The following is a 21015-nucleotide window of genomic DNA, read 5'->3' on the forward strand; positions in this document are numbered from 1 at the left end:
ATTTTATGCGTCGCGCCTTGCTCTTCGCTTTTGCGCTGTTCGCCTTGCCTGCCGTGCAAGCAGCAGACCTTCACCCTTTCTCCGCGAGCTACACCGCCGACTGGAAACAGTTGCCCATGAGTGGTTCGGCTGAGCGCAGCCTGACCAAGAACGGCGACGGCACCTGGACCTTGAATTTCAAGGCTTCCATGATGATCGCCAGCCTGACCGAAACCAGCGTGATCCAGTTTGACAAGGATGCCCTGCAACCGAAGAGCTACACCTTCGAGCGCGGTGGCCTGGGCAAGGCCAAGAAGATCAACCTGGACTTCGACCAGGCGGCCAAGAAAGTCACCGGTTTCGAGAACAAGGACCCGGTCAATGTGCCCTTGCAAAGCGGCATGCTCGACAAGTCCACCTACCAGTTGGCGCTGCAGCGCGACGTGGCAGCGGGCAAGAAGAGCATGAGCTACAACGTGGTGGAAGGCACTGACGTCGACACCTACGACTTCCGCGTGATCGGCCCGGAAAAGGTCCAGACCAAGGTCGGCTCCATCGACGCCATCAAGGTCGAGCGCGTGCGTGACCCGACTCAGAGCAAGCGCATCACCCAGATGTGGTTTGCCAAGGACCAGGGCGGCATCCTCGTTGCCCTGCGCCAGGTCGAGACCGACGGCAAGGAATACAACATCATGCTGCAGGACGGGACCGTTGACGGCAAGGCTGTCAAAGGTAGCTGATCGGTAGATGGAACAAAGAGCCTCGCGAATGCGGGGCTTTTTTTCGCCTTGGATGTGTGGCGGCTCGTAGAACGCCATCGCCGGCGAGGCCAATAAAGGGCGAAAAAGCCTCACTCGAACATGAAACTTTTGTCATATAACTCAGCACCCTGCGGCGCAATGTCGCGGTTTTCGCGGCCTGCAGCACTGTTGCGTTTTGCGCAATGATTTGTTGCGTGCAAAATCGGTTTACTTAGCAAGCTAACAAAACATATAACAAAGGCCTGCGACGACTTGCCGCAGATCCACCAGAGATTGGAGCAAGCAGATGACTGTAAAAGTAACTGAACGCGACGACGAACATATGTCCCACGAAGCACTGGGCCATGGGATTCACATCTGGGATGTACACCAACAAGATATGTTGGTCGGCATGTTTCACAATGAGAGCGACGCTCATAATTATAAAAACGAGCTTGAAGCCCTTGAAATGAGAAGCCAGGCGCAAGGCTCCTGAGACTCTGAAATCCGGTAGGCATCCCAGCCCCACGCAGCTGGGGTGCCGATAAACAAAAACCCCGCCTTTTGAGCGGGGTTTGTGTTTTGTTGGCTTGGTTTTTTTTGGGGGCGCTTCGCACCCCAACGCAGGGCAAGCCTGCTCGCCACAACACACCTGTTACCCTGACAAGCCTGCTTGCCACGACACACCTGTCACCTCACAAGCCTGCTTGCCACGACACACCTGTCACTCTGACAAGCCTGCTTGCCACGACACTCCTGTCACCTGACAAGTCTGCTTGCCACGACACACCTGCCATCCTCACAAGCCTGCTTGCCACGACACACCTGTCACCCTGACAAGCCTGCTTGCCACGACACGCCTGTCACCCTGACAAGCCTGCTTGCCACGACACGCCTGTCACCCTGACAAGCCTGCTTGCCACGACACACCTGCCATTCTCACAAGCCTGTGTGCCACGGCGACGCTGCAGCTCCTCACAATCGGGTCATTGCAATGCTTTGACGCCTTACCACATCAGATCGTCAGGGATCTGGTACGCGGCGTATGGATCATCCTCGTCCGGCACCTGGCTTTCGGTGAGGATGTTGAGCTGCACGATACGCTCCGGGGCGCGTTCCTGGATCTTCAGGGCGGCCTCGCGCGGGATCACCTCGTAGCCGCCGCCGTGGTGCACGATGGCCAGGGAGCCGTTGCTCAGCTTGTTGCGCATCAATGTGTTGACCGACAGGCGCTTGACCTTCTTGTCATCCACGAAGTTGTAGTAGTCCTCGGTGGTCAGCTTGGGCAGGCGCGAGGTCTCGATCAGTTGCTTGACTTGGGCCGTGCGGGCCTTGGCCTCGGCTTTTTCCTGCTGCTGGCGGTTCAGCTCCTGGTCGCGCTTGACCTTCTCGGCCTGCGCCTCGGCAGCCAGGCGAGCCTGGGTATCATCGGCCTCGATCTGGCCCTTGTGGACCAGGCGCTGCTGTTTCTGTTTCTCTTTGCCGACCTGCTTGGCCTGCTTTTGGTTGACCAGACCTGCTTTGAGCAACTGGTCGCGAAGGGAAAGGCTCATGGTGCTTACTCACTTAGGCAACTGCTCAACCGCAGCTGGACACATTCTTTTCCTGACGTTTGGCTTCGCCCCACAGGGCGTCCAACTCTTCGAGGGTGCAATCTTCTATGGGTTGGTGCGTGTCGCGCAATGCCTGTTCGATAAATCGGAAACGGCGTTCGAACTTGGTGTTGGCGCCACGCAGCGCGGTTTCGGGGTCGACCTTGAGATGACGGGCCAGGTTGACTGCCGCAAACAACAGGTCACCGACCTCGTCGGCGATGGCCACCGGGTCGTTATCGGCCATGGCTTCGAGCACTTCATCCAGCTCTTCGCGCACGTTGTCGACCACCGGCAAGGCCGATGGCCAATCGAACCCGACCTGGCTGGCGCGCTTCTGCAATTTGGCGGCACGCGACAACGATGGCAACGCGGTCGGCACATCGTCCAGCAGCGAGAGCTGCTCCGGTGCGTCGGATTTTTCCGCGCGCTCCTCGGCCTTGATCTGCTCCCAGCGCTCCTTGACCTGCTCCTCGCTTAACTGCGGAATATCCAGCGGCGCGTACAAATCACCGGTCGGGAACACATGCGGATGGCGACGGATCAACTTGCGGGTGATGCTGTCGATCACCCCGGCAAATTCGAAGCGCCCTTCTTCGCGCGCCAGCTGGCTGTAATACACCACCTGGAACAACAGGTCGCCCAGCTCGCCCTGCAGGTGATCGAAATCCCCGCGCTCGATGGCGTCGGCGACTTCGTAGGCTTCTTCCAGGGTGTGCGGGACGATGGTCGCGTAGGTTTGCTTGAGGTCCCACGGGCAGCCGTATTGCGGGTCACGCAGGCGCTTCATGAGGTGCAGCAGGTCTTCAAGTGTATACATCAGTCAATCTCTGCCCATTGTCTGGAACCGCTGAAAATCTACTGTGGGAGCTGGCTTGCCTGCGATGGCCTCCACTCGGTCTGTCAGACAGACCGAGTCGCCTGCATCGCGGGCAAGCCCGGCTCCCACAGAAAGCAGCCCTTATACATTTTCAGACCGCATTACGGGGTGCGATTACGCCGGGTTTCAATGATGTTCGGCAACTGGGAAATCCGCCCCAGCAACCGCCCCAGCGCATCCAGTCCCGGGATCTCGATGGTCAGGGACATCAACGCGGTGTTGTCCTCTTTATTCGAGCGGGTGTTGACCGCCAATACGTTGATCCGCTCGTTGAGCAGCACTTGCGAAACGTCACGCAGCAGACCGGACCGGTCGTAGGCGCGGATCACAATGTCCACCGGGTAGGTGAGCACCGGCACCGGGCCCCAGCTGACCTGGATGATCCGCTCCGGCTCGCGCCCGCCCAACTGCAGCACCGAGGCGCAGTCCTGACGGTGAATGCTCACGCCACGGCCCTGGGTGATGTAGCCGACAATTGCATCGCCCGGCAGAGGCTGGCAGCAGCCGGCCATCTGGGTCAGCAGGTTGCCCACGCCCTGGATCTGGATATCGCCGCGCTTGCCCGGCTTGTAGCCCGTTGCCTTGCGCGGGATCAGCTCCAGCTGTTCGTTGCCGCGTTCCGGCTCGACCAGTTGCTGGGCCAGGTTGACCAGCTGCGCCAGGCGCAGGTCGCCGGCACCGAGGGCGGCGAACATGTCTTCGGCGATCTTCATGTTGGCTTTTTCGGCCAACTTGTCGAAGTCCACCTGCGGCAGGCCCAGGCGCGCCAGTTCGCGTTCGAGCAGAGTCTTGCCGGCGGCGACGTTCTGGTCGCGCGCCTGCAGCTTGAACCAGTGGACGATCTTCGCCCGCGCCCGCGACGTGGTGATGTAGCCCAGGTTCGGGTTCAACCAGTCGCGGCTCGGCGTGCCGTGCTTGCTGGTGATGATCTCGACCTGTTCGCCGGTCTGCAGGCTGTAGTTGAGCGGCACGATACGCCCGTTGATCTTGGCGCCACGGCAGTTGTGGCCGATCTCGGTATGTACGCGGTACGCAAAGTCCAGCGGCGTGGCGCCCTTGGGCAAGTCGATGGCGTGGCCGTCGGGGGTGAAGATGTAGACCCGGTCCGGCTCGATATCCACCCGCAGCTGTTCCGCCAGGCCGCCGATGTCGCCAAGCTCTTCATGCCATTCCAGCACCTGGCGCAGCCAGGAGATTTTCTCTTCGTACTGGTTGGACCCGGCCTTGACGTCGGTGCCCTTGTAGCGCCAGTGCGCGCACACCCCCAACTCCGCCTCTTCGTGCATGGCGTGGGTGCGGATCTGCACTTCCAGCACCTTGCCCTCGGGGCCGATCACCGCCGTGTGCAGCGAGCGATAGCCGTTTTCCTTGGGGTTGGCGATGTAGTCGTCGAATTCCTTGGGGATGTGCCGCCACAAGGTGTGGACGATGCCGAGCGCGGTGTAGCAATCGCGCATTTCCGGCACCAGCACGCGCACCGCACGCACGTCGTAGATCTGGCTGAAGGCCAGGCCCTTGCGCTGCATTTTGCGCCAGATGGAATAGATGTGTTTGGCGCGGCCGCTGATGTCGGCATCCACACCGGTGGCCTGCAGCTCGGAACGCAGCTGGCCCATCACGTCGGTGATGAAGCGCTCACGGTCGAGGCGCCGCTCGTGCAGCAGGGTGGCGATCTGTTTGTATTGATCGGGTTCGAGGTAGCGGAAGGACAGGTCCTCCAGCTCCCACTTGATATGGCCGATGCCCAGGCGGTGCGCCAGTGGCGCGTAGATGTCGAACACCTCGCGGGCCACGCGGTTGCGCTTTTCGTCGTCAGCGGTCTTTACCGCACGGATCGCGCAGGTGCGTTCGGCCAGCTTGATCAGGGCGACGCGCACGTCGTCGACCATCGCCACCAGCATCTTGCGCAGGTTTTCGACCTGGCCCTGGGTGCCCAGCACCATCGACTGGCGCGGGCTCAGGCTGGCACTGATGGCAGCCATGCGCAGCACGCCGTCGATCAGTTTGGCCACCACCGCGCCGAAGCGCTGGCTGACCGTCGGCAACGCAATGTGCCCTTCACGCACGCCGCGATAGAGCACGGCGGCGATCAGCGAATCCTGGTCCAGCTTGAGATCGGCGAGGATCTCGGCGATTTCCAACCCGGTGCGAAAGCTTGAAGTGCCTTCGGCCCACAGGTTCTTGGCCGCATTGTCTTGCTGTTCAGACTCACGAGCGAACTCGCAGGCTGCTTTCAAGGCTTCACGGTCCAGTGCCGGGTCGACACTGATGGCATGATCCAGCCATGCCTCGAGATTGATACTGCCGTCGGTGTTGATCGGCTGGTGTGCTCTCACCTGTACCATCTTGCTTACCTTCCCTACGACGCACCTTCGGTGCGCCAATATCATCGCCGACCTTTTACTGCAGACTCCCTGGCAGATCACAGGCCTTGGAGAATGCAGGCCAGTCGGATTAAACGGGCATCCTAGCCCGCTTCAAATAACGCCATGGCCTCGACATGCGCTGTTTGCGGAAACATGTCGAGGATCCCGGCACGTTTTAGCCGGTAGCCTTGCTTGACCAACTCAACCGTGTCCCGCGCCAGCGTGGCCGGGTTGCAGGACACATACACCAGGCGCTTGGCCCCAAGGGTGGCGAGCTTGCGCACAACCTCCAGGGCACCGTCACGGGGTGGGTCCAAGAGTACCGCAGAAAAGCCCTGTTTGGCCCATTCCGCGTCAGTCAAAGGCTGGGACAAATCGGCCTGAAAAAACTGCACATTATGCAAATTGTTGCTGACGGCGTTGAGTGCCGCGCGGTCCACCATGGTCTGCACGCCTTCTACCGCCACCACTTCACGCACCTGGCGCGCCAGTGGCAGGGCGAAGTTGCCCACGCCGCAAAACAGATCCAGCACCCGCTCGTCGGGTTGTGGCGCCAGCCATTCCAGAGCCTGGGCGACCATCGCCTCGTTGACGCCGGCGTTGACCTGGACAAAATCCCCTGGCCGGTACGCCAGCTCCAAGTCCCATGCGTCGAGTCGAAAACCTAGTGGCTGATCAGCCTCGACGGGTTCCGGCTGGCCCGCGCCATGCAGCCACAATTGAGATTCATGGAACGCGCAGAATTCTTTCAGGATCAGCAGATCCGCATCCGACAACGGCGCCATATGCCGCAGCAGCACGGCGACGGACGAGCCACTGAACAGCTCCACATGGCCCAGGGCCTGTGGCTTGCTCAGGCGGCGCAGCATGTTGGGCAGGCGCTGCATGATCGGTTGCAAGGCCTGTACCAGCACCGGGCAATCATCGATGGCAATGATGTCCTGGCTGGCCACGGCGCGAAAACCCACTTCGAGTTTTTTCGCCTTGGCATCCCAGCGCACAGCCACGCGGGCGCGGCGCCGGTAGCCGAATTCCGGCCCGCTCAACGGGGCTGCCCACTCCAGCGGTTCGACCGCCGCCACGCGGGACAGCTGCTCGGCGAGCATGCGCTGTTTCAGGGCAAGTTGTTCGTCATGGGGCAGGTGCTGCACGCTGCAGCCACCGCAGCGGCCGAAGTGCGCGCACGGCGCAGGGCGGCGCAGTTCGCTGGCCTTGAAGACCCTTTCGGTGCGCGCCTCGACCACTTTGCCATGGGCGCCCAACACCCGCGCTTCAACCTCTTCACCGGCGAGCGCGCCGTTGACGAACCAGGTGCGACCTTCAAAGAACACGATGCCACGGCCATCGTTGGCCAGGCGCTCGATGGTCAGGCGCTGTTTCTTGCCCACGGGAATCTGTGGGGCCCGGCTGCCGCCCGTCGGTTGGAAGCGCAGGCCTCTCTCGTGCTTGGCCATCAGTTGGGCGCGTCGAAGATGCCGGTCGACAGGTAGCGGTCGCCTCGGTCACAGATGATCGCGACGATCACCGCGTTTTCCACTTCCCTGGACAGGCGCAACATGCCCGCCACTGCGCCACCGGAGGACACGCCGCAGAAGATGCCTTCTTCACGCGCCAGGCGGCGGGTGGTGTCTTCGGCTTCACGCTGGGCCATGTCGATGATGCGATCCACGCGCGTCGAGTTGTAGATCTTCGGCAGGTACTCTTCGGGCCAGCGGCGGATGCCGGGGATGGCCGAGCCTTCCATCGGTTGCAGGCCGATGATCTGGATGTCGGGGTTCTGCTCCTTGAGGTAGCGCGAATTGCCCATGATGGTGCCGGTGGTGCCCATCGAACTGACGAAATGGGTGATGGTGCCCTGGGTCTGGCGCCAGATTTCCGGACCGGTGGTGGTGTAGTGCGCCTCGGGGTTATCGCCGTTGGCAAACTGGTCCAGCACCAGGCCACGGCCTTCGGCGGCCATGCGCTCGGCGAGGTCACGCGCGCCTTCCATGCCTTCTTCCTGGGTGACCAGGATCAGCTCGGCGCCATAGGCGGTCATCGCTGCCTTGCGCTCCGCGCTGCCGTTGTCGGGCATGATCAGGACCATCTTGTAGCCCTTGATCGCAGCGGCCATGGCCAAGGCGATCCCGGTGTTGCCGGAAGTGGCTTCGATCAGGGTGTCGCCGGGCTGGATCTGCCCACGCAACTCGGCGCGGGTGATCATCGACAGCGCCGGGCGGTCTTTTACCGACCCGGCCGGGTTGTTGCCTTCGAGCTTGAGCAACAGGGTATTGCTGGTTTCACCCGCCATGCGTTGCAAGCGGACCAGGGGCGTGTTGCCGACGCAATCGGCGATTGTAGGGTACTGCAAGGTCATGGCGTATTCGCAATCCAGACTGCGGGGGCGAACATCATACCGGGAAAGGCTGGCGGGCCATATCACGCAAAGTGCGGTGCTTATGGCGTAAAGGAATAAGCACGCACTGTGTGGACGCGCGCCTACAGGAAATGTGCGGGCTTGCCGGCGATGGCCGCCCCCCGGTCAATAGCCTACCCGACCTGTCCGTCGCCATGATTCTTGCGAAACACCTCCTCCCCCATCGCCGCAATCTGCCCCTCGATCAATGCTTCAAAAGGTTTGAGCAACGGCTCGAAGGAAGTCGGCGCCTCCAGTACCTGTAACGCCCGCACAATCGCCTCGACCGTCGACAGCGCACCCGGCCCCGGCGCCTTGCGCAATCGATAGCGGGAAACCGCGCCTTCGGCCAGCGTCACCCGTGGCAACGCCGCCAGCAACGGATTGAGGTGCAGCAGCTTGCGCGCCTTGCGCCACGTGCCGTCGGGGACTACCAGCAACAGCGGTTGATCCCCAGACGCGTAGGCTTGCAACGGCTGGGCATCGTCAGCCGGAAACAGCAACCGCGCCTGATAGCCGGGCGGGTTCAATAATGTCGCGAGGTTGTCGAATACCTCACCCACGACCAACTGCGCGTTGTTCAACCCCAACGCCGCCAGCCGCGCCGTGTTCAGCGCATGGTTGACCTCACTCGGATGCTGCAGCAGCAACACCCGCGTGCGGCTGTCGAGGCTCGGGATCTGCGCGCACAGGCAGTGAGTGGCGGGCCTCAGGCAGGTGGGGCATTGGGGTCTGGACATGATTATCAGGCCTGGTTGAGCTGAGCTTTGAGCAGATCGCGGAAAGTCTGGATCAGCGGTTCGCGGCTGCGACCGCGGCGCATGATCATCGAGAACGGCGCCTGGTAGCCGAAGGTGGCCGGCAACAGGACGCGCAGGTCGCCCTTGTCGGCCCAGGCCTGCGCATAGTGCTCGGGCAGGTAGCCGATGTAGGCACCGGACAACACCAGGATCAGTTGCGCCTCCATACTTTCCACGGTCGCCGCGCTGTGCTTGAAGCCATGGCGCGCCAGTTCGGCCTGGCTCCAGTAGCCGCGTCCGACCATGCGTTGCTGGGTGATCACCTGTTCGGGGATGCGTCGCTCGTTGAACAGCGGATGCCGGGTACTGCAATACAACCAGTGCTGCTCACGGTACAGCGGCATGTAGATCAGCCCGCTCATGCGGTTGGAAAAAGCGCCGATGGCCAGGTCCAGGCGGTTGTCCTGCACGCCGAGTTGCAGTTCGTACGGGCTCATCACCGACAGGTGCAGGTGCACCGCCGGGTGCTCGAGGCTGTAGGCGCCGATCACTTCGGCGAACGGCAAGGCCTTGTCGCTGACGGTGGAGTCGAGCACGCCCAGCTTGAGCGTACCGCGCAGCTCGCCCTTGAGCGCGGCGGCGTATTGCTCGAAGCCTTCCAGCTCGCCCAATAGACGCAAGGTTTCCTGATGAAACAACTCGCCTTTGCTGGTCAGGCTGAACCCGCCCCGGCCGCGATGGCACAGCACCAGGCCCAGTGCGCTTTCCAACTGGCTCATATACGTCGAGATGGCCGAGGTGGACAGGTTGAGTTCGTGCTGCGCGTTGGCAAACCCCTGGTGGCGCACGACGCTGACAAAGATGCGCAGGAGTTTCAGGTCGGGCAAGGCGTTGGCCATCGGGTCTCCGGGTGTCTCGTGGCAAGCGGGCTAGTTTTGGTGCACAGGCTTGTTTGTGTTGCACAAGCCTGCTGGTTGCAGAGGCTTGTTGTGCTGCACAAGCCTGCTGGTTACAGAGGCTTGCTGTGTTGCACAAGCCTGCTGGTTACAGAAGCTTGCTGTGTTGCACAGGCTTGTTGTGGCGAGCAGGCTTGCCCTGCGTTGGGCCGCGCAGCGGCCCCGAAACCTGACGACTCATTACTTCTGGAAAACCGCAGTGTGTTTTGGGGGCTGCTTCGCACCCCAACGCAGGGCAAGCCTGCTCACCACAACAAGCCTTCTCACCACAGAAAACCTGATCACCACAGAAAGCCCGCTCACAACAGAACCCCCGCTCATCACAGAGAACCCGTTCATCACAGTCTACCTGCTGGCATTAGTTTATAAAAATCTGAACTAAGTATTTGCCCCTGCCGATTCTTCCCGTCCCGGGCTTTTCGCAGAATCGGCCTCTAATAAACAAAACAACGATGAGGCAATCCCGTGGACAAGATTTTCCACCAACCACTGGGCGGCAACGAAATGCCGCGCTTCGCCGGCATCGCCACCATGATGCGTCTTCCCCACCTGCAAACGGCCAAGGGCCTGGATGCCGCCTTCGTTGGCGTGCCCCTGGACATCGGCACCTCGCTGCGCGCCGGCACCCGCTTCGGGCCGCGTGAAATCCGCGCCGAGTCCGTGATGATCCGCCCGTACAACATGGCCACCGGCGCCGCACCGTTCGACTCGCTGTCGGTGGCGGATATCGGTGATGTGGCGATCAACACCTTCAACCTGCTCGACGCCGTGCGCATCATCGAAGAAGCCTACGATGAGATCCTCGAGCACGACGTGATCCCGCTGACGCTGGGCGGCGACCACACCATCACCCTGCCGATCCTGCGGGCGATCCACAAGAAACACGGCAAGGTCGGGCTGGTGCACATCGATGCCCACGCCGACGTCAACGACCATATGTTCGGCGAGAAAATCGCCCACGGCACCACTTTCCGCCGCGCCGTGGAAGAAGGCCTGCTCGATTGCGACCGCGTGGTGCAGATCGGCCTGCGTGCCCAGGGCTACACCGCCGAAGACTTCAACTGGAGCCGCAAACAGGGCTTCCGTGTGGTCCAGGCCGAAGAATGCTGGCACCACTCCCTCGCGCCATTGATGGCCGAAGTGCGTGAGAAAGTCGGCGGCGGCCCGGTGTACCTGAGCTTCGATATCGACGGCATCGACCCGGCCTGGGCGCCCGGCACCGGCACCCCGGAAATCGGCGGGCTGACCACCATCCAGGCCATCGAGATCATCCGTGGCTGCCAGGGCCTCGACCTGATTGGTTGCGATCTGGTAGAAGTTTCGCCGCCCTACGACACCACCGGCAACACCTCGTTGCTGGGCGCCAACCTGCTGTACGAGATGCTCTGCGTACTGCCCGGCGTGGCGCACCGCTGATGAGCGCGCAAGCCGAGGTACTGACTGCCGCCGCCGATCTGGTGGCGGCCTTCGCGCGCAATGACCGCGAGGCCTATTTCGGCGCGTTCACCCACGATGCCAGCTTTGTGTTCTACACCCTCCCCCAGCCGCTGCTCAGTCGCGATGCCTACCAGGCGTTGTGGGACAGCTGGCGTCGGGACGAGGGATTCGAGGTGCTGTCCTGCACCTCGAGCAATGCCTTCGTCAGCCTGCAGGGTGACGTGGCGATATTTATTCATGACGTGGCCACCGAGTTGCGCATGAACGGGGAGCAATTTCATAGCCAGGAACGCGAGACCATTGTCTTCAAACGGCAAGGGTCTGGCGCAGAACAACAAGGCCTGTGGCTGGCCTGTCACGAACATTTGTCCGCTATGCCGGAAGGGCTGCCGCCCCATTAGCCAATGTGATCGGAGCAGATCATGAATAATAAAAACAACGAAAACAGTATTCGCAAAATAGAAACCAACGGGGTCGAACAGATCCCGGACCACGAGCGTACCGCCGGCCCCAAGGATCTGTTTCGACTGATCTTCGGCGGTGCCAATACCTTTGCCACCGCCGTGCTGGGTGCCTTTCCGGTGTTGTTCGGCTTGTCGTTCCAGGCCGGCGTCTGGGCGATCGTGCTGGGCGTGCTGGTGGGTGCGCTGATCCTGGCGCCGATGGGCCTGTTCGGGCCGATCAATGGCACCAACAACGCCGTGTCTTCCGGTGCGCATTTTGGTGTGCACGGGCGGATTGTCGGCTCGTTCCTGTCGCTGCTGACGGCGATTGCGTTCTTCTCACTGTCGGTGTGGAGTTCAGGCGATGCGCTGGTAGGCGGTGCGAAACGTCTGGTGGGCTTGCCTGAAACTGACCTGACCCTGGGCCTGGCCTACGGGCTGTTTGCGCTGCTCGTCCTCACCGTCTGCATCTACGGCTTTCGCTTCATGCTGTGGGTCAACCGCATCGCGGTGTGGGCGGCGAGCCTGTTGTTCCTGCTGGGGATCTTCGCCTTCGCGCCGGCCTTCGACAGCCACTTCGCCGGCAGCGTCGCCATGGGCCAGGCCGGGTTCTGGGCAGCCTTCATCGGCGCCGCGCTGGTAGCCATGAGTAACCCGATTTCCTTCGGTGCATTCCTCGGCGACTGGTCGCGCTACATCCCGCGTGAAACGCCGAAAATGCGCATCATGCTGGCGGTGGTCCTCGCACAGATCGCCACGCTGATCCCGTTCCTGTTCGGCCTGGCCACCGCGACCATCGTGGCGGTCAAGGCACCGGACTACATAGCGGCCAACAACTACGTCGGCGGCCTGCTGGCGGTTGCGCCCAGCTGGTTCTTCCTGCCGGTGTGCCTGATCGCGGTGATCGGCGGCATGTCCACCGGCACCACCTCGCTGTATGGCACGGGGCTGGACATGTCCAGCGTGTTCCCGCGCCTGCTGTCGCGGGTCAAGGCCACGCTGCTGATCGGGGTGATGTCGATTGCCTTCATCTTTATCGGACGTTTCGCCGCCAACCTGGTGCAGAGCGTGTCGACCTTCGCCGTGCTGATCATCACCTGCACCACGCCGTGGATGGTGATGATGATCATCGGCCTGATCGTGCGTCGCGGCTTCTACTGCCCGGATGACCTGCAGGTCTTCACCCGCGGTGAAACCGGCGGCCGCTACTGGTTCAGCCATGGCTGGAACTGGCGCGGGCTGGGGGCCTGGATCCCGAGCGCGCTGGTCGGCCTGTGCTTCGTCAACCTGCCTGGGCAGTTTGTCGGGCCGCTGGGCAACCTGGCCGATGGGATTGATATCAGCCTGCCAGTGACGCTGGGACTGGCCTCGATGGTGTACCTGACCTTGCTGCGTGTGTTCCCGGAACCAGCGGCCGTTTATGGCCCCAGGGAGCTGCTGCACAGCCCCACGGGAGCAAGCTCCCCCGCCACAAAAAGCGCCTCAATAGCCTAAAAAAATAATCGGAGAACCGCCGTCATGGCTTTGGATTTATTCGTCGTACTCATCTACGCCGCCGGCATGCTCGTGCTCGGCTATTACGGCATGCGCCGCGCCAAGACCCACGAAGACTACCTGGTGGCTGGCCGCAACCTGGGCCCGTCGCTGTACATGGGCACCATGGCCGCCACAGTGTTGGGCGGGGCGTCCACCGTCGGCACCGTGCGCCTGGGTTACGTGCACGGCATCTCCGGCTTCTGGCTGTGTGCCGCGCTGGGCATGGGCATCATTGCGCTGAACCTGTTCCTGGCCAAGCCACTGCTGAAGCTGAAGATCTTCACCGTGACCCAGGTGCTGGAAAAACGCTACAACCCTATGGCCCGCCAAGCGAGTGCGGTGATCATGCTGGCCTATGCGCTGATGATCGGCGTGACCTCGATCCTGGCTATCGGCACGGTGCTGCAGGTGCTGTTCGGCCTGCCGTTCTGGATCTCGGTGCTGCTTGGTGGTGGCGTGGTGGTGGTGTACTCGACCATCGGCGGCATGTGGTCGCTGACCCTGACCGACATCGTGCAATTCGTGATCAAGACCGTCGGCCTGATGTTTATCCTGCTGCCGATCTGCCTCTACCGCGTGGGCGGCTGGGATGAACTGGTGGCCAAGCTGCCGGCATCCAGCTTCAGCTTCACCGCGATCGGCTGGGACACGATCATTACCTACTTCATGATCTACTTCTTCGGCATCCTGATCGGCCAGGACATCTGGCAACGAGTATTCACCGCCCGTGACGAAAAGGTCGCCAAGTACGCAGGTACGTTCGCCGGCTTCTACTGCATCCTCTACGGCCTGGCCTGTGCACTGATCGGCATGGCCGCCCATGTGCTGATTCCGGACCTGGACAACGTCAACAACGCCTTTGCGGCCATCGTCAAAATGTCGCTGCCGGACGGCATTCGTGGCCTGGTGATCGCCGCTGCACTGGCAGCGATGATGTCCACTGCCAGTGCCGGCCTGCTGGCCGCCTCTACCGTGCTGACCGAAGACCTCCTGCCGCGCCTGCGCGGTGGCAAACAGTCGAGCCTGAGCATCAACCGCCTCTTCACGATGCTGACCGGCATTGCCGTGCTGGGTATCGCGCTGGTGGTGAGCGACGTGATCAGCGCCCTGACCCTGGCCTACAACCTGTTGGTGGGCGGCATGCTGATCCCGCTGATCGGGGCGATCTTCTGGAAACGCGCGACCACCTCGGGGGCGATTACGTCCATGACCCTGGGCTTTGTGACAGCGCTGGTGTTCATGATCAAGGATGGCTTGGATGCCAACACACCGATCTACTACAGCCTGGCAGTAGGGCTGGTGAGTTTTGTGCTGGTGAGTTTGTTGTCGCGCCGGCCAGCGGGTGTGACGGCCAGCGCGGTTTGAGATAGAGCGGGATTTAGAGCGGTTTCTTCAGCGGGCGCGACGTCGGATGTCGCGCCCGTTTTTTTATTGATACATTGCCGAAACGACAGGCGCTTTTGTCAGGATGATTTCCTGGACCAGAGAGGCCCAGACCAATCCCTGTGTCGTTCCCCCGGCATAAGTCCCTCCGGCCGCAATTAGGTTGTAGGCGGCGCAATAAACGATTGATAGCCCATCCGCAGTCCCGGGCCTCGCACATTCAATAATTTGCAAGTCACCATTTTCGATCGCCCTGCGATAGGACTTTGGAAAGTGACGAGAAACGGCGGCCTGACATGCCGCCAGTATCTGCGCCTTGTACTCGGGCGTGGAATCGGGCGGAACCTGCCCGCCGGAGACAAGAATGAAGTCCCCGTCCAAGCGGCAATTCATTACGCCAATGGGCAGATCGTACTGCAGCTTGAGTCCGCGAAGTCCGACAGCTTCATTACCAACAGCGCTCATCTTAAAAAACCAGCCAATGATCGCAATGACTTCTTCTTGCTCGACTCCCATTGCAGTGACGACGAAGTGTTCCCTGCTTAAGTCAGCAATTTGGATCGAGCTTAGATGCCGGGGTAGGAACTGAACCCCAGAGCGCGCCAATAGCGCCACTATCTCATCCCTTAGCTGTACAAATTCCAGATCGTAGCCCGATACCTCAAGAGCCCGACCAATCCCAGGGACGCCATAACTTGTCTGGAATTGCAGTGGAGTGATCTCTGCAAGCTCACATCCCGGCTTGCCACTCGGCCAAGGCCTTTTTTCGATATCGCGTTGCTCGCGGATCGCGACTTCTACTTCACTGGCGTCGTCAATGTAGGCTCGCACCAGCCGCGACCGTGCGAATCGTGCCAGCGAAGGGTTATCGACCAGGAGCTTTTCAAACAGCTCAATGCCCGCGCGATTGCACTCAACCGTCAAATACTGATTTCCAGGTGTCAGATAATCGTTACCTAGCGGCTTTGCAGTCGTCTCCGTGGCTGACAGATGGCGCATATTCACCTGCTTATGACTGGCCCCATCGCTTTGCTGATTTCCTCCGTAGACTGACACCTGATAATTGGCCAAGCGGAACATCACGGCCTGAAACAGACCATTGATGCCCCTGCCGATAATCGACACGCGCGGCGCGTCGGCTTCTGCCCGCTGCGTGGGGATCATTAACGAGTGGGCAAGTTTGCGCCTGACAAGGCCGCGCAAGGCGGTCAAGCTGAGTTGAATCGAGACGGCATAGTCAAGATCGCAATGGCAGGCTTCGGTAGTTGCCGCCTGGGTAGTCAGCGTCGCCGGTTTGCGCCATTTGGAGACAGTGCAACCGAGCACCTGTGCGCGCACTCGAAAGGCATCCAACGTCTCAAACCCGTAGTCCAGGACCAGTTGGATGTCGTCAGCCGTTGCCAGGGCCTGCAAAGCGTCATCACTGAAGACATCCGGCTTGGCGACACACACAAGGCGAGCTTGCCTGTGCAGACATTGAATGAGGGCGCAATCAATACGATGCATCGACTCATCGTTCAGGGGCACACATATCGCCACAGCACGGCTCCCCTCCAGCGCTTCATACCAGTCCACGCCAAAGGACACTCTGGTGTCGGAACAAGCATTGCCGGAAGTGTCCGGTGCTCGTCCGTGTCGATCCAATACCTTGATCCGAACATCCGGATCTCGATCAAGCAACAACTCGACCAGCTCTCTACCCACATTGCCGTATCCCAGTACGCAGATGTCACGAGGCAGGGAGCCGTCGGCCATGGTCAGCCAGCGCGCAATATAGGCAGCGACATGCGGCGCGTTAACCCCTGGCGTATTGATCACGCGAATGTCGTTGGAGCCGCAAAGATCCAGTCGCACCTTATCCAGGCTCGTACCTCTGCGGAGCAAATGGAGGTCGCCAAATGGATGAGAGATGCGCCATTGGGCAATGACGTCGGCATCGATCGCTTGATCCCCGACAACAATCGCCACTGGGCTGAGGAGGCCGATCTGTATCAGCAGGTCCTGTTTGGTCAATGTCGGGGGGAGGAACACTACGTTGCTGGGTGCATGGGCCTTCCAGGCTCTCGATACCGGTGCGATATGGAGAATATTTCCGGTGATGGCGATGAGTGACGTGGCGACTGGCGGAATGGAAGAGGGCCTCATAGCGTTGTCTCCAACAATTCTGACTGACTAATGCCTCACATAACGCAACCTACGCTCATCTTTTGAATTGAATAAGCCAGCCGATTCCGATGAACAAGTAGCCTTATTCCGACACTTAAACGTCAAAAGCCTGATTGACATGCATGCGCTTGGACTACTTACCCGAATGATCGTGGAGCGACCCAGCAGGCGTTTCCTGGAACCAGGCGTTGTCATCCGTACAAATGCTCAGGTCATTTGGGCGGATGTGTGATGAGGGGAGGTGCGGTTATGCAAGCCTGAGGCGATAGTGGCTCAAGCGGAGGGCGGTGCGACTGGCCTTAGTGCGCATTGTTGGGCAGATGCGGCGTCAGATATCACGACCGTAGTCTGCGCCTAACACAAACAACTGTGGGAGCGGGCTTGCTCGCGAATACGGTGGGTCAGTCAATATTAACCTTAACTGACACACTGTATTCGCGAGCAAGCCCGCTCCCACTTTTAATCCTGTTGCGACCGGAGATTACCTGCGACGTGGACGACGCTGCTCATCGTCGGTGCGGATCGGCACCGGCTGCAGTGGCGGCTCGATCAAGCCCAGTGCAACACCGAGGTCGTGGAGCCAGTTCTGGATTTTCTCTTTCATGGTTGCCCCCTTTGAGGGTAATGCTGGTAGGCGCAAGTTCTGTCGCCCTTTCCTACACTGATAGTAGCCCGAAGTCCTACGTATTGCTTGAACGAAACCACAACGAACTATTACTGGATTGATCAAAATCCTGACAGATCGTTCAAGCGATTGCGCGCGTGTCCGGCAGGAACTCGGCCTTGCCCTCTTGCTGCAGGTCGATCCACGCATTGAGGTTAGCGCCGAGCATACCCTTTCGCCACATCAGCCAAGTGGTAGCAGTGGCGAAAGGCCCTGTCAGCGGATGAACGGACACGCTGTCCTTGCCCGGCAGGCTGTCGAGCATGGATTCAGACATCAGCGCCACGCCGGAGCCTGCGATCACGCACGCGAGCATGCCTTGATAGGATTCGATCTCAATCGCCCGGCCCATGGCCACACGCTCGTGGGAAAACCAGGTTTCCAACCGCGCCCGGTAGGCGCAACTGCGTCGGAAGGTGAACACTGCGCGGCCGGCGACGTCCTGCGGCCCGCGCACTGGCGGATGGTCGGCTTCGCAAATCAGCACCAGGCGCTCTTCACACAAGGCCACGCCGTCCAGCGTGGCGATCGTGATCGGGCCGTCCACAAATGCAGCATCCAGGCGACCGGTAATCAGACCTTCAAGCAACTCGCCACTGGGCGCCGATTGCACCTGCAGGTTCACCATCGGGTAAGCCTTGTGATAACGCGCGAGCAGCTTCGGCAAATGCACGGCAGCCGTGCTGTACATGCTGCCGAGTACAAAATCACCCGCCGGTTGCCCGCCTTGCACGGCGCCGTGGGCTTCGTCGTGCAAAGCCAGCAGACGCGTGCTGTAGTCCAACAACACCTTACCTGCAGGAGAAAGCTGCAAACGCTGGCGCTCGCGCACGAACAGCTCTACGCCGAGCTGCTCCTCCATTTGCTTGAGGCGCGTAGACAGGTTTGACGGCACCCGGTGCAACCGGTCAGCCGCCCGCGTGATGGAGCCCTCTTCCGCCACGGCCTGGAAGATGCGTAATTGACTGAACTCCATACCTTTCTCCAAAACTGAACAAGTTACTCACTATTATTCATTTTTACAGAAAGTCAATCCGCTTTAGCCTGAGGGTATTCGCTGACCCGCAGGAAACCTGACCATGTCCCCTTTGATCCGCTTACTTGCCAGCTTTGTCGCCTTGATGATGGCGATGGGCATCGGCCGCTTCGCCCTCACCCCGCAAATGCCGCATCTGCTCAGCGAGGGGCAGATCGACTTGACCGGCGCCGGACTGATCGCTGCCGCGAATTACCTGGGCTACTTTGTCGGCGCGGTGGATTCGATCTTCGCGCGCAGCCATCACCACGTACGCGGTCGCTTGTACGGCGGGCTGTGGCTGTGTGTGCTGCTGACGCTGGCGTCGTACTGGGCCCACGGGTTCTGGCCGCACCTGCTGCTGCGTTTCGGCACGGGTGTGGCAAGCGCCTGGGCGCTGGTGATGATCACCAGCCTGAGCCAGCCGTTGGCGATTGCCGCCGGCCGCCCACGCCTCGGGGCCCTGGTGTTTGCCGGGCCGGGGCTGGGGATTCTGCTGACCGGGTTGCTGGCGCTGGGCTCGAACCTGCTGGGCCAAAACTCCGCAACGCTGTGGCTGGTGTATGGCGGGGTGGCATTGGTGATGCTGCTGGCCATCCTGCCATTCTTGCCCAAGCCTTCCGCCGCCAGCGCGCCCGTTTCCAGCCATACCGAGGTGGCCAGTAATGGCAGCATCACGCACCTGTGCTGGATCTACGTGCTGTACGGCCTGGGCTACATCATTCCGGCGACGTTTCTGTCACAGATGGCCAGCGCGCAATTCAAGGGCGCCTGGCAGGCCGACCTGTTCTGGCCCTGCTTTGGCCTGGCCGCGGCGATTGGCGTGGTGGCCGCGAGCCTGCGCCGCAAGGACCCGCACACCACCCGTCGCTGGTTGATGGCGACCCTGTGGTTGCAAGCGGCCGGGGTGTTCGCCTGCCTGCTGGGCAATGGCTGGGGGTTGGCGCTGGGCGTGCTGCTGTGCGGAGGGCCGTTCCTGGCGTGCATGCAGTTGGTGATGGCGCGCTTGCGCGAAGTCGCCCCCCACGGCTACCAGCGCAGCACCGGGCTGTTGACCGCGAGCTTTGCGATCGGCCAGCTGAGCGGGCCATTGCTGGCGTCGGTCAGCAGCCAACTCAGCGGCGGCCTGCAACCGGCGCTGGTAGTCGCCGGTGCGGGCCTGCTGGTAGCGGGCGGGGTGTTGGTCAGCCGGCAACCATCGGCGCAGGCACTCGCACCTGTTCGCGCCGCGACAACACCAGGAAAAACAGCCCACCCAGGAAGCATCCGGTAAACCAGGCAAAATTGGCCATGCCCTGCAACGCCGGGGTGAAGGTGATCGCGACGCCCACCAGCGTCGCCGGCACCAGCGCCTTGACCGCCGTCCAATTCACGCCGCCGTCGAAGTAATAGCGCCCGCCTGGGCTGTCATCGAACAGCGCATCGACATCGATCTTCTGCTTTTTGATCAGGTAGAAATCCACCAACAGAATCCCGAACAACGGCCCGATGAAGGCTGCGAGGATGTCCAGGGTGTAGTGAATCATCAGCGGGTTGTTGAACAGGTTCCAGGGGGTGATGAAGATCGATGCCACAGCCGCGATCATCCCGCCGGCGCGCCAGCTGATTTTGCTCGGTGCGACGTTGGCGAAGTCAAACGCCGGGGAGACGAAGTTGGCGACGATATTGATGCCGATGGTCGCCGTGACAAAGGCAAAGGCGCCCAGCAACACCGCCATGCTGTTATCGATGCGCGAAACCGTCGCGATCGGGTCATGGAGCATTTCACCAAACACCGGCAAAGTGCCCGAGACGATCACCACGGTGACCAGGGAAAACGCCAGGAAATTCACCGGCAGCCCCCAGAAGTTGCCGCGCCGCACGTCGCGCATGCTGCGGCAGTAACGACTGAAGTCGCCAAAATTCAGGGTCGGCCCGGAAAAGTACGACACCACCAGCGCCGTCGCCACGATCACCTGACCAAACGCCTGCCAGCCCGACAGCGACTTTTCTGCCAGGGTGAAGCTGATATTCGCCCAGCCGGCCTTCCACACAATCCATCCAGCCAAGGCAAACATCACCGCGTAGACCACCGGACCGGCCCAGTCGATGAAGCGGCGAATCGACTCCATGCCGGCCCAGAAGACCGCTGCCTGCAGCACCCACAGGCTGAGGAAACCAAACCAGCCCAAGTACGACAAGCCTGCGAAATGCGGCTCTGCATACACCGCCATCTGTGGGAAAAAGCGCAGCACCACGATGATCAAGGCACTCGACGCCAGGTACGTCTGAATCCCGTACCAGGCCACGGCGATCAGGCCGCGAATCACCGCGGGAATATTCGCTCCGAATACGCCAAAGGCCAGCCGGCAGATCACCGGATAAGGCACTGCCGCTTGCTGGCTCGGCTTGGCCACCAGGTTGGCGATCAATTGCACGATGCAGATGCCGGCGAGCAAGGCAATCAAGACCTGCCAACTGGCCAGCCCCAACGCGAACAGGCTGGCGGCGAACACGTAGCCGCCGACGCTGTGCACGTCACTCATCCAGAAGGCAAAAATGTTGTACCAGGTCCACTTCTGCGGCAGCGGCCCCAGGTCCTGGTTGTACAGGCGCGGGCTGTAGCCTTTGGGCAAGTGTTCGGTCATCGCTGGGCTCCTCGAAATACCTGCCTGCGCTACCGTAGCGGGTGCATACGGAAGGCGGCATTGTTTGTATACGAGGCATTCAGCAGAATACATGCC

General features: G+C 61.1%; 18 protein-coding genes. 7 read left to right on the plus strand and 11 right to left on the minus strand.

The window, feature by feature from the left end:
• Nucleotides 1-5: 5 nt before the first annotated feature.
• Together JFU04_RS21420 and JFU04_RS21425 are read left to right on the plus strand one after the other, a co-directional pair.
• Nucleotides 6-719 carry a DUF3108 domain-containing protein gene (locus tag JFU04_RS21420; RefSeq protein WP_065909705.1) on the plus strand — a complete coding sequence of 238 codons (714 nt, stop codon included), beginning with the start codon at nucleotides 6-8 and terminating at the stop codon, nucleotides 717-719.
• Between the two features lie 307 nt (nucleotides 720-1026).
• Nucleotides 1027-1215 (plus strand): hypothetical protein, encoded by a 189-nt coding sequence (locus tag JFU04_RS21425; protein ID WP_065909702.1) that lies wholly within the window; start codon nucleotides 1027-1029, stop codon nucleotides 1213-1215.
• Between the two features lie 511 nt (nucleotides 1216-1726).
• Here the strand turns inward: JFU04_RS21425 and JFU04_RS21430 are convergent.
• The 7 genes from JFU04_RS21430 to JFU04_RS21460 all read right to left on the minus strand — a co-directional run bounded on the left by JFU04_RS21430 (nucleotide 1727) and on the right by JFU04_RS21460 (nucleotide 9591).
• The gene (locus JFU04_RS21430) at nucleotides 1727-2272 is read right to left on the minus strand and encodes a DUF2058 domain-containing protein (RefSeq protein WP_010208656.1); all 546 of its coding nucleotides are present in this window, start codon (nucleotides 2270-2272) and stop codon (nucleotides 1727-1729) included.
• A 25-nt stretch (nucleotides 2273-2297) separates the two neighbouring features.
• A complete protein-coding gene (mazG, locus tag JFU04_RS21435; protein ID WP_201145674.1) occupies nucleotides 2298-3131 on the minus strand; it encodes a nucleoside triphosphate pyrophosphohydrolase in 834 nt (277 codons plus the stop codon).
• Between the two features lie 161 nt (nucleotides 3132-3292).
• Nucleotides 3293-5536, minus strand: a complete 2244-nt coding sequence (gene relA / locus JFU04_RS21440; RefSeq protein WP_201145675.1) for a GTP diphosphokinase — start codon at nucleotides 5534-5536, stop codon at nucleotides 3293-3295.
• A 122-nt stretch (nucleotides 5537-5658) separates the two neighbouring features.
• Entirely contained in the window at nucleotides 5659-7011 is a 1353-nt protein-coding gene (rlmD, locus tag JFU04_RS21445) for a 23S rRNA (uracil(1939)-C(5))-methyltransferase RlmD (RefSeq protein WP_201145676.1), read from the minus strand.
• Nucleotides 7011-7913, minus strand: a complete 903-nt coding sequence (gene cysM / locus JFU04_RS21450; protein WP_106803010.1) for a cysteine synthase CysM — start codon at nucleotides 7911-7913, stop codon at nucleotides 7011-7013. Before cysM ends, rlmD begins: the two co-directional genes overlap by 1 nt.
• A 173-nt stretch (nucleotides 7914-8086) precedes the next feature.
• Nucleotides 8087-8692: a tRNA-uridine aminocarboxypropyltransferase gene (locus JFU04_RS21455; protein WP_201145677.1), complete on the minus strand. Its 606-nt coding sequence runs from the start codon at nucleotides 8690-8692 to the stop codon at nucleotides 8087-8089.
• 5 nt (nucleotides 8693-8697) lie between these two features.
• On the minus strand, nucleotides 8698-9591 hold the full coding sequence (locus JFU04_RS21460) for a LysR family transcriptional regulator (protein ID WP_017134867.1): 894 nt from the start codon (nucleotides 9589-9591) through the stop codon (nucleotides 8698-8700).
• 522 nt (nucleotides 9592-10113) lie between these two features.
• Between JFU04_RS21460 and speB the strand changes: the two genes are divergently transcribed.
• The 4 genes from speB to JFU04_RS21480 are packed head-to-tail and all read left to right on the plus strand — an operon-like array spanning nucleotide 10114 to nucleotide 14429.
• Entirely contained in the window at nucleotides 10114-11064 is a 951-nt protein-coding gene (gene speB, locus JFU04_RS21465; protein ID WP_065909690.1) for an agmatinase, read from the plus strand.
• Entirely contained in the window at nucleotides 11064-11486 is a 423-nt protein-coding gene (locus tag JFU04_RS21470) for a YybH family protein (protein ID WP_106803008.1), read from the plus strand. Before speB ends, JFU04_RS21470 begins: the two co-directional genes overlap by 1 nt.
• A 21-nt stretch (nucleotides 11487-11507) precedes the next feature.
• Nucleotides 11508-13022: a purine-cytosine permease family protein gene (locus tag JFU04_RS21475; RefSeq protein WP_201145678.1), complete on the plus strand. Its 1515-nt coding sequence runs from the start codon at nucleotides 11508-11510 to the stop codon at nucleotides 13020-13022.
• A gap of 24 nt (nucleotides 13023-13046) precedes the next feature.
• A complete protein-coding gene (locus tag JFU04_RS21480) occupies nucleotides 13047-14429 on the plus strand; it encodes a sodium:solute symporter (RefSeq protein WP_106803006.1) in 1383 nt (460 codons plus the stop codon).
• A gap of 63 nt (nucleotides 14430-14492) precedes the next feature.
• Here the strand turns inward: JFU04_RS21480 and JFU04_RS21485 are convergent, their stop codons facing one another.
• The 3 genes from JFU04_RS21485 to ptrR form a co-directional block, all read right to left on the minus strand.
• Nucleotides 14493-16592, minus strand: a complete 2100-nt coding sequence (locus tag JFU04_RS21485) for an NAD(P)-dependent oxidoreductase (RefSeq protein WP_201145679.1) — start codon at nucleotides 16590-16592, stop codon at nucleotides 14493-14495.
• Nucleotides 16593-17094: 502 nt separating this feature from the next.
• Nucleotides 17095-17217 carry a PA1414 family protein gene (locus JFU04_RS30435; protein WP_003193089.1) on the minus strand — a complete coding sequence of 41 codons (123 nt, stop codon included), beginning with the start codon at nucleotides 17215-17217 and terminating at the stop codon, nucleotides 17095-17097.
• A gap of 142 nt (nucleotides 17218-17359) precedes the next feature.
• A complete protein-coding gene (ptrR, locus tag JFU04_RS21490; protein WP_065909679.1) occupies nucleotides 17360-18253 on the minus strand; it encodes a putrescine utilization regulator PtrR in 894 nt (297 codons plus the stop codon).
• A gap of 103 nt (nucleotides 18254-18356) precedes the next feature.
• Here ptrR and JFU04_RS21495 point away from each other — a divergent pair, with 103 nt between their 5' ends.
• Nucleotides 18357-19565: an MFS transporter gene (locus JFU04_RS21495; protein WP_120449391.1), complete on the plus strand. Its 1209-nt coding sequence runs from the start codon at nucleotides 18357-18359 to the stop codon at nucleotides 19563-19565.
• On the opposite strand, the gene JFU04_RS21500 is transcribed toward JFU04_RS21495, so the two are convergent.
• Nucleotides 19477-20919 (minus strand): NCS1 family nucleobase:cation symporter-1, encoded by a 1443-nt coding sequence (locus JFU04_RS21500; RefSeq protein ID WP_065909676.1) that lies wholly within the window; start codon nucleotides 20917-20919, stop codon nucleotides 19477-19479. The two genes, JFU04_RS21495 and JFU04_RS21500, sit on opposite strands and share 89 nt — an antisense overlap.
• Between the last annotated feature and the right edge of the window lie 96 nt (nucleotides 20920-21015).

The organism is Pseudomonas sp. TH21, from assembly GCF_016651025.1.
Classification (GTDB): domain Bacteria; phylum Pseudomonadota; class Gammaproteobacteria; order Pseudomonadales; family Pseudomonadaceae; genus Aquipseudomonas; species Aquipseudomonas aylmerensis.

What these genes read in the sequence shown, in the direction of transcription:
- JFU04_RS21420 (WP_065909705.1), top strand. Translation starts at nt 6, where the DNA reads ATGCGTCGCGCCTTGCTCTTCGCTTTTGCGCTGTTCGCCTTGCCTGCC.
- JFU04_RS21425 (WP_065909702.1), top strand. Translation starts at nt 1,027, where the DNA reads ATGACTGTAAAAGTAACTGAACGCGACGACGAACATATGTCCCACGAA.
- JFU04_RS21430 (WP_010208656.1), bottom strand. Translation starts at nt 2,272, where the DNA reads ATGAGCCTTTCCCTTCGCGACCAGTTGCTCAAAGCAGGTCTGGTCAAC.
- mazG (WP_201145674.1), bottom strand. Translation starts at nt 3,131, where the DNA reads ATGTATACACTTGAAGACCTGCTGCACCTCATGAAGCGCCTGCGTGAC.
- relA (WP_201145675.1), bottom strand. Translation starts at nt 5,536, where the DNA reads ATGGTACAGGTGAGAGCACACCAGCCGATCAACACCGACGGCAGTATC.
- rlmD (WP_201145676.1), bottom strand. Translation starts at nt 7,011, where the DNA reads ATGGCCAAGCACGAGAGAGGCCTGCGCTTCCAACCGACGGGCGGCAGC.
- cysM (WP_106803010.1), bottom strand. Translation starts at nt 7,913, where the DNA reads ATGACCTTGCAGTACCCTACAATCGCCGATTGCGTCGGCAACACGCCC.
- JFU04_RS21455 (WP_201145677.1), bottom strand. Translation starts at nt 8,692, where the DNA reads ATGTCCAGACCCCAATGCCCCACCTGCCTGAGGCCCGCCACTCACTGC.
- JFU04_RS21460 (WP_017134867.1), bottom strand. Translation starts at nt 9,591, where the DNA reads ATGGCCAACGCCTTGCCCGACCTGAAACTCCTGCGCATCTTTGTCAGC.
- JFU04_RS21470 (WP_106803008.1), top strand. Translation starts at nt 11,064, where the DNA reads ATGAGCGCGCAAGCCGAGGTACTGACTGCCGCCGCCGATCTGGTGGCG.
- JFU04_RS21475 (WP_201145678.1), top strand. Translation starts at nt 11,508, where the DNA reads ATGAATAATAAAAACAACGAAAACAGTATTCGCAAAATAGAAACCAAC.
- JFU04_RS21480 (WP_106803006.1), top strand. Translation starts at nt 13,047, where the DNA reads ATGGCTTTGGATTTATTCGTCGTACTCATCTACGCCGCCGGCATGCTC.
- JFU04_RS21485 (WP_201145679.1), bottom strand. Translation starts at nt 16,592, where the DNA reads ATGAGGCCCTCTTCCATTCCGCCAGTCGCCACGTCACTCATCGCCATC.
- JFU04_RS30435 (WP_003193089.1), bottom strand. Translation starts at nt 17,217, where the DNA reads ATGAAAGAGAAAATCCAGAACTGGCTCCACGACCTCGGTGTTGCACTG.
- ptrR (WP_065909679.1), bottom strand. Translation starts at nt 18,253, where the DNA reads ATGGAGTTCAGTCAATTACGCATCTTCCAGGCCGTGGCGGAAGAGGGC.
- JFU04_RS21495 (WP_120449391.1), top strand. Translation starts at nt 18,357, where the DNA reads ATGTCCCCTTTGATCCGCTTACTTGCCAGCTTTGTCGCCTTGATGATG.
- JFU04_RS21500 (WP_065909676.1), bottom strand. Translation starts at nt 20,919, where the DNA reads ATGACCGAACACTTGCCCAAAGGCTACAGCCCGCGCCTGTACAACCAG.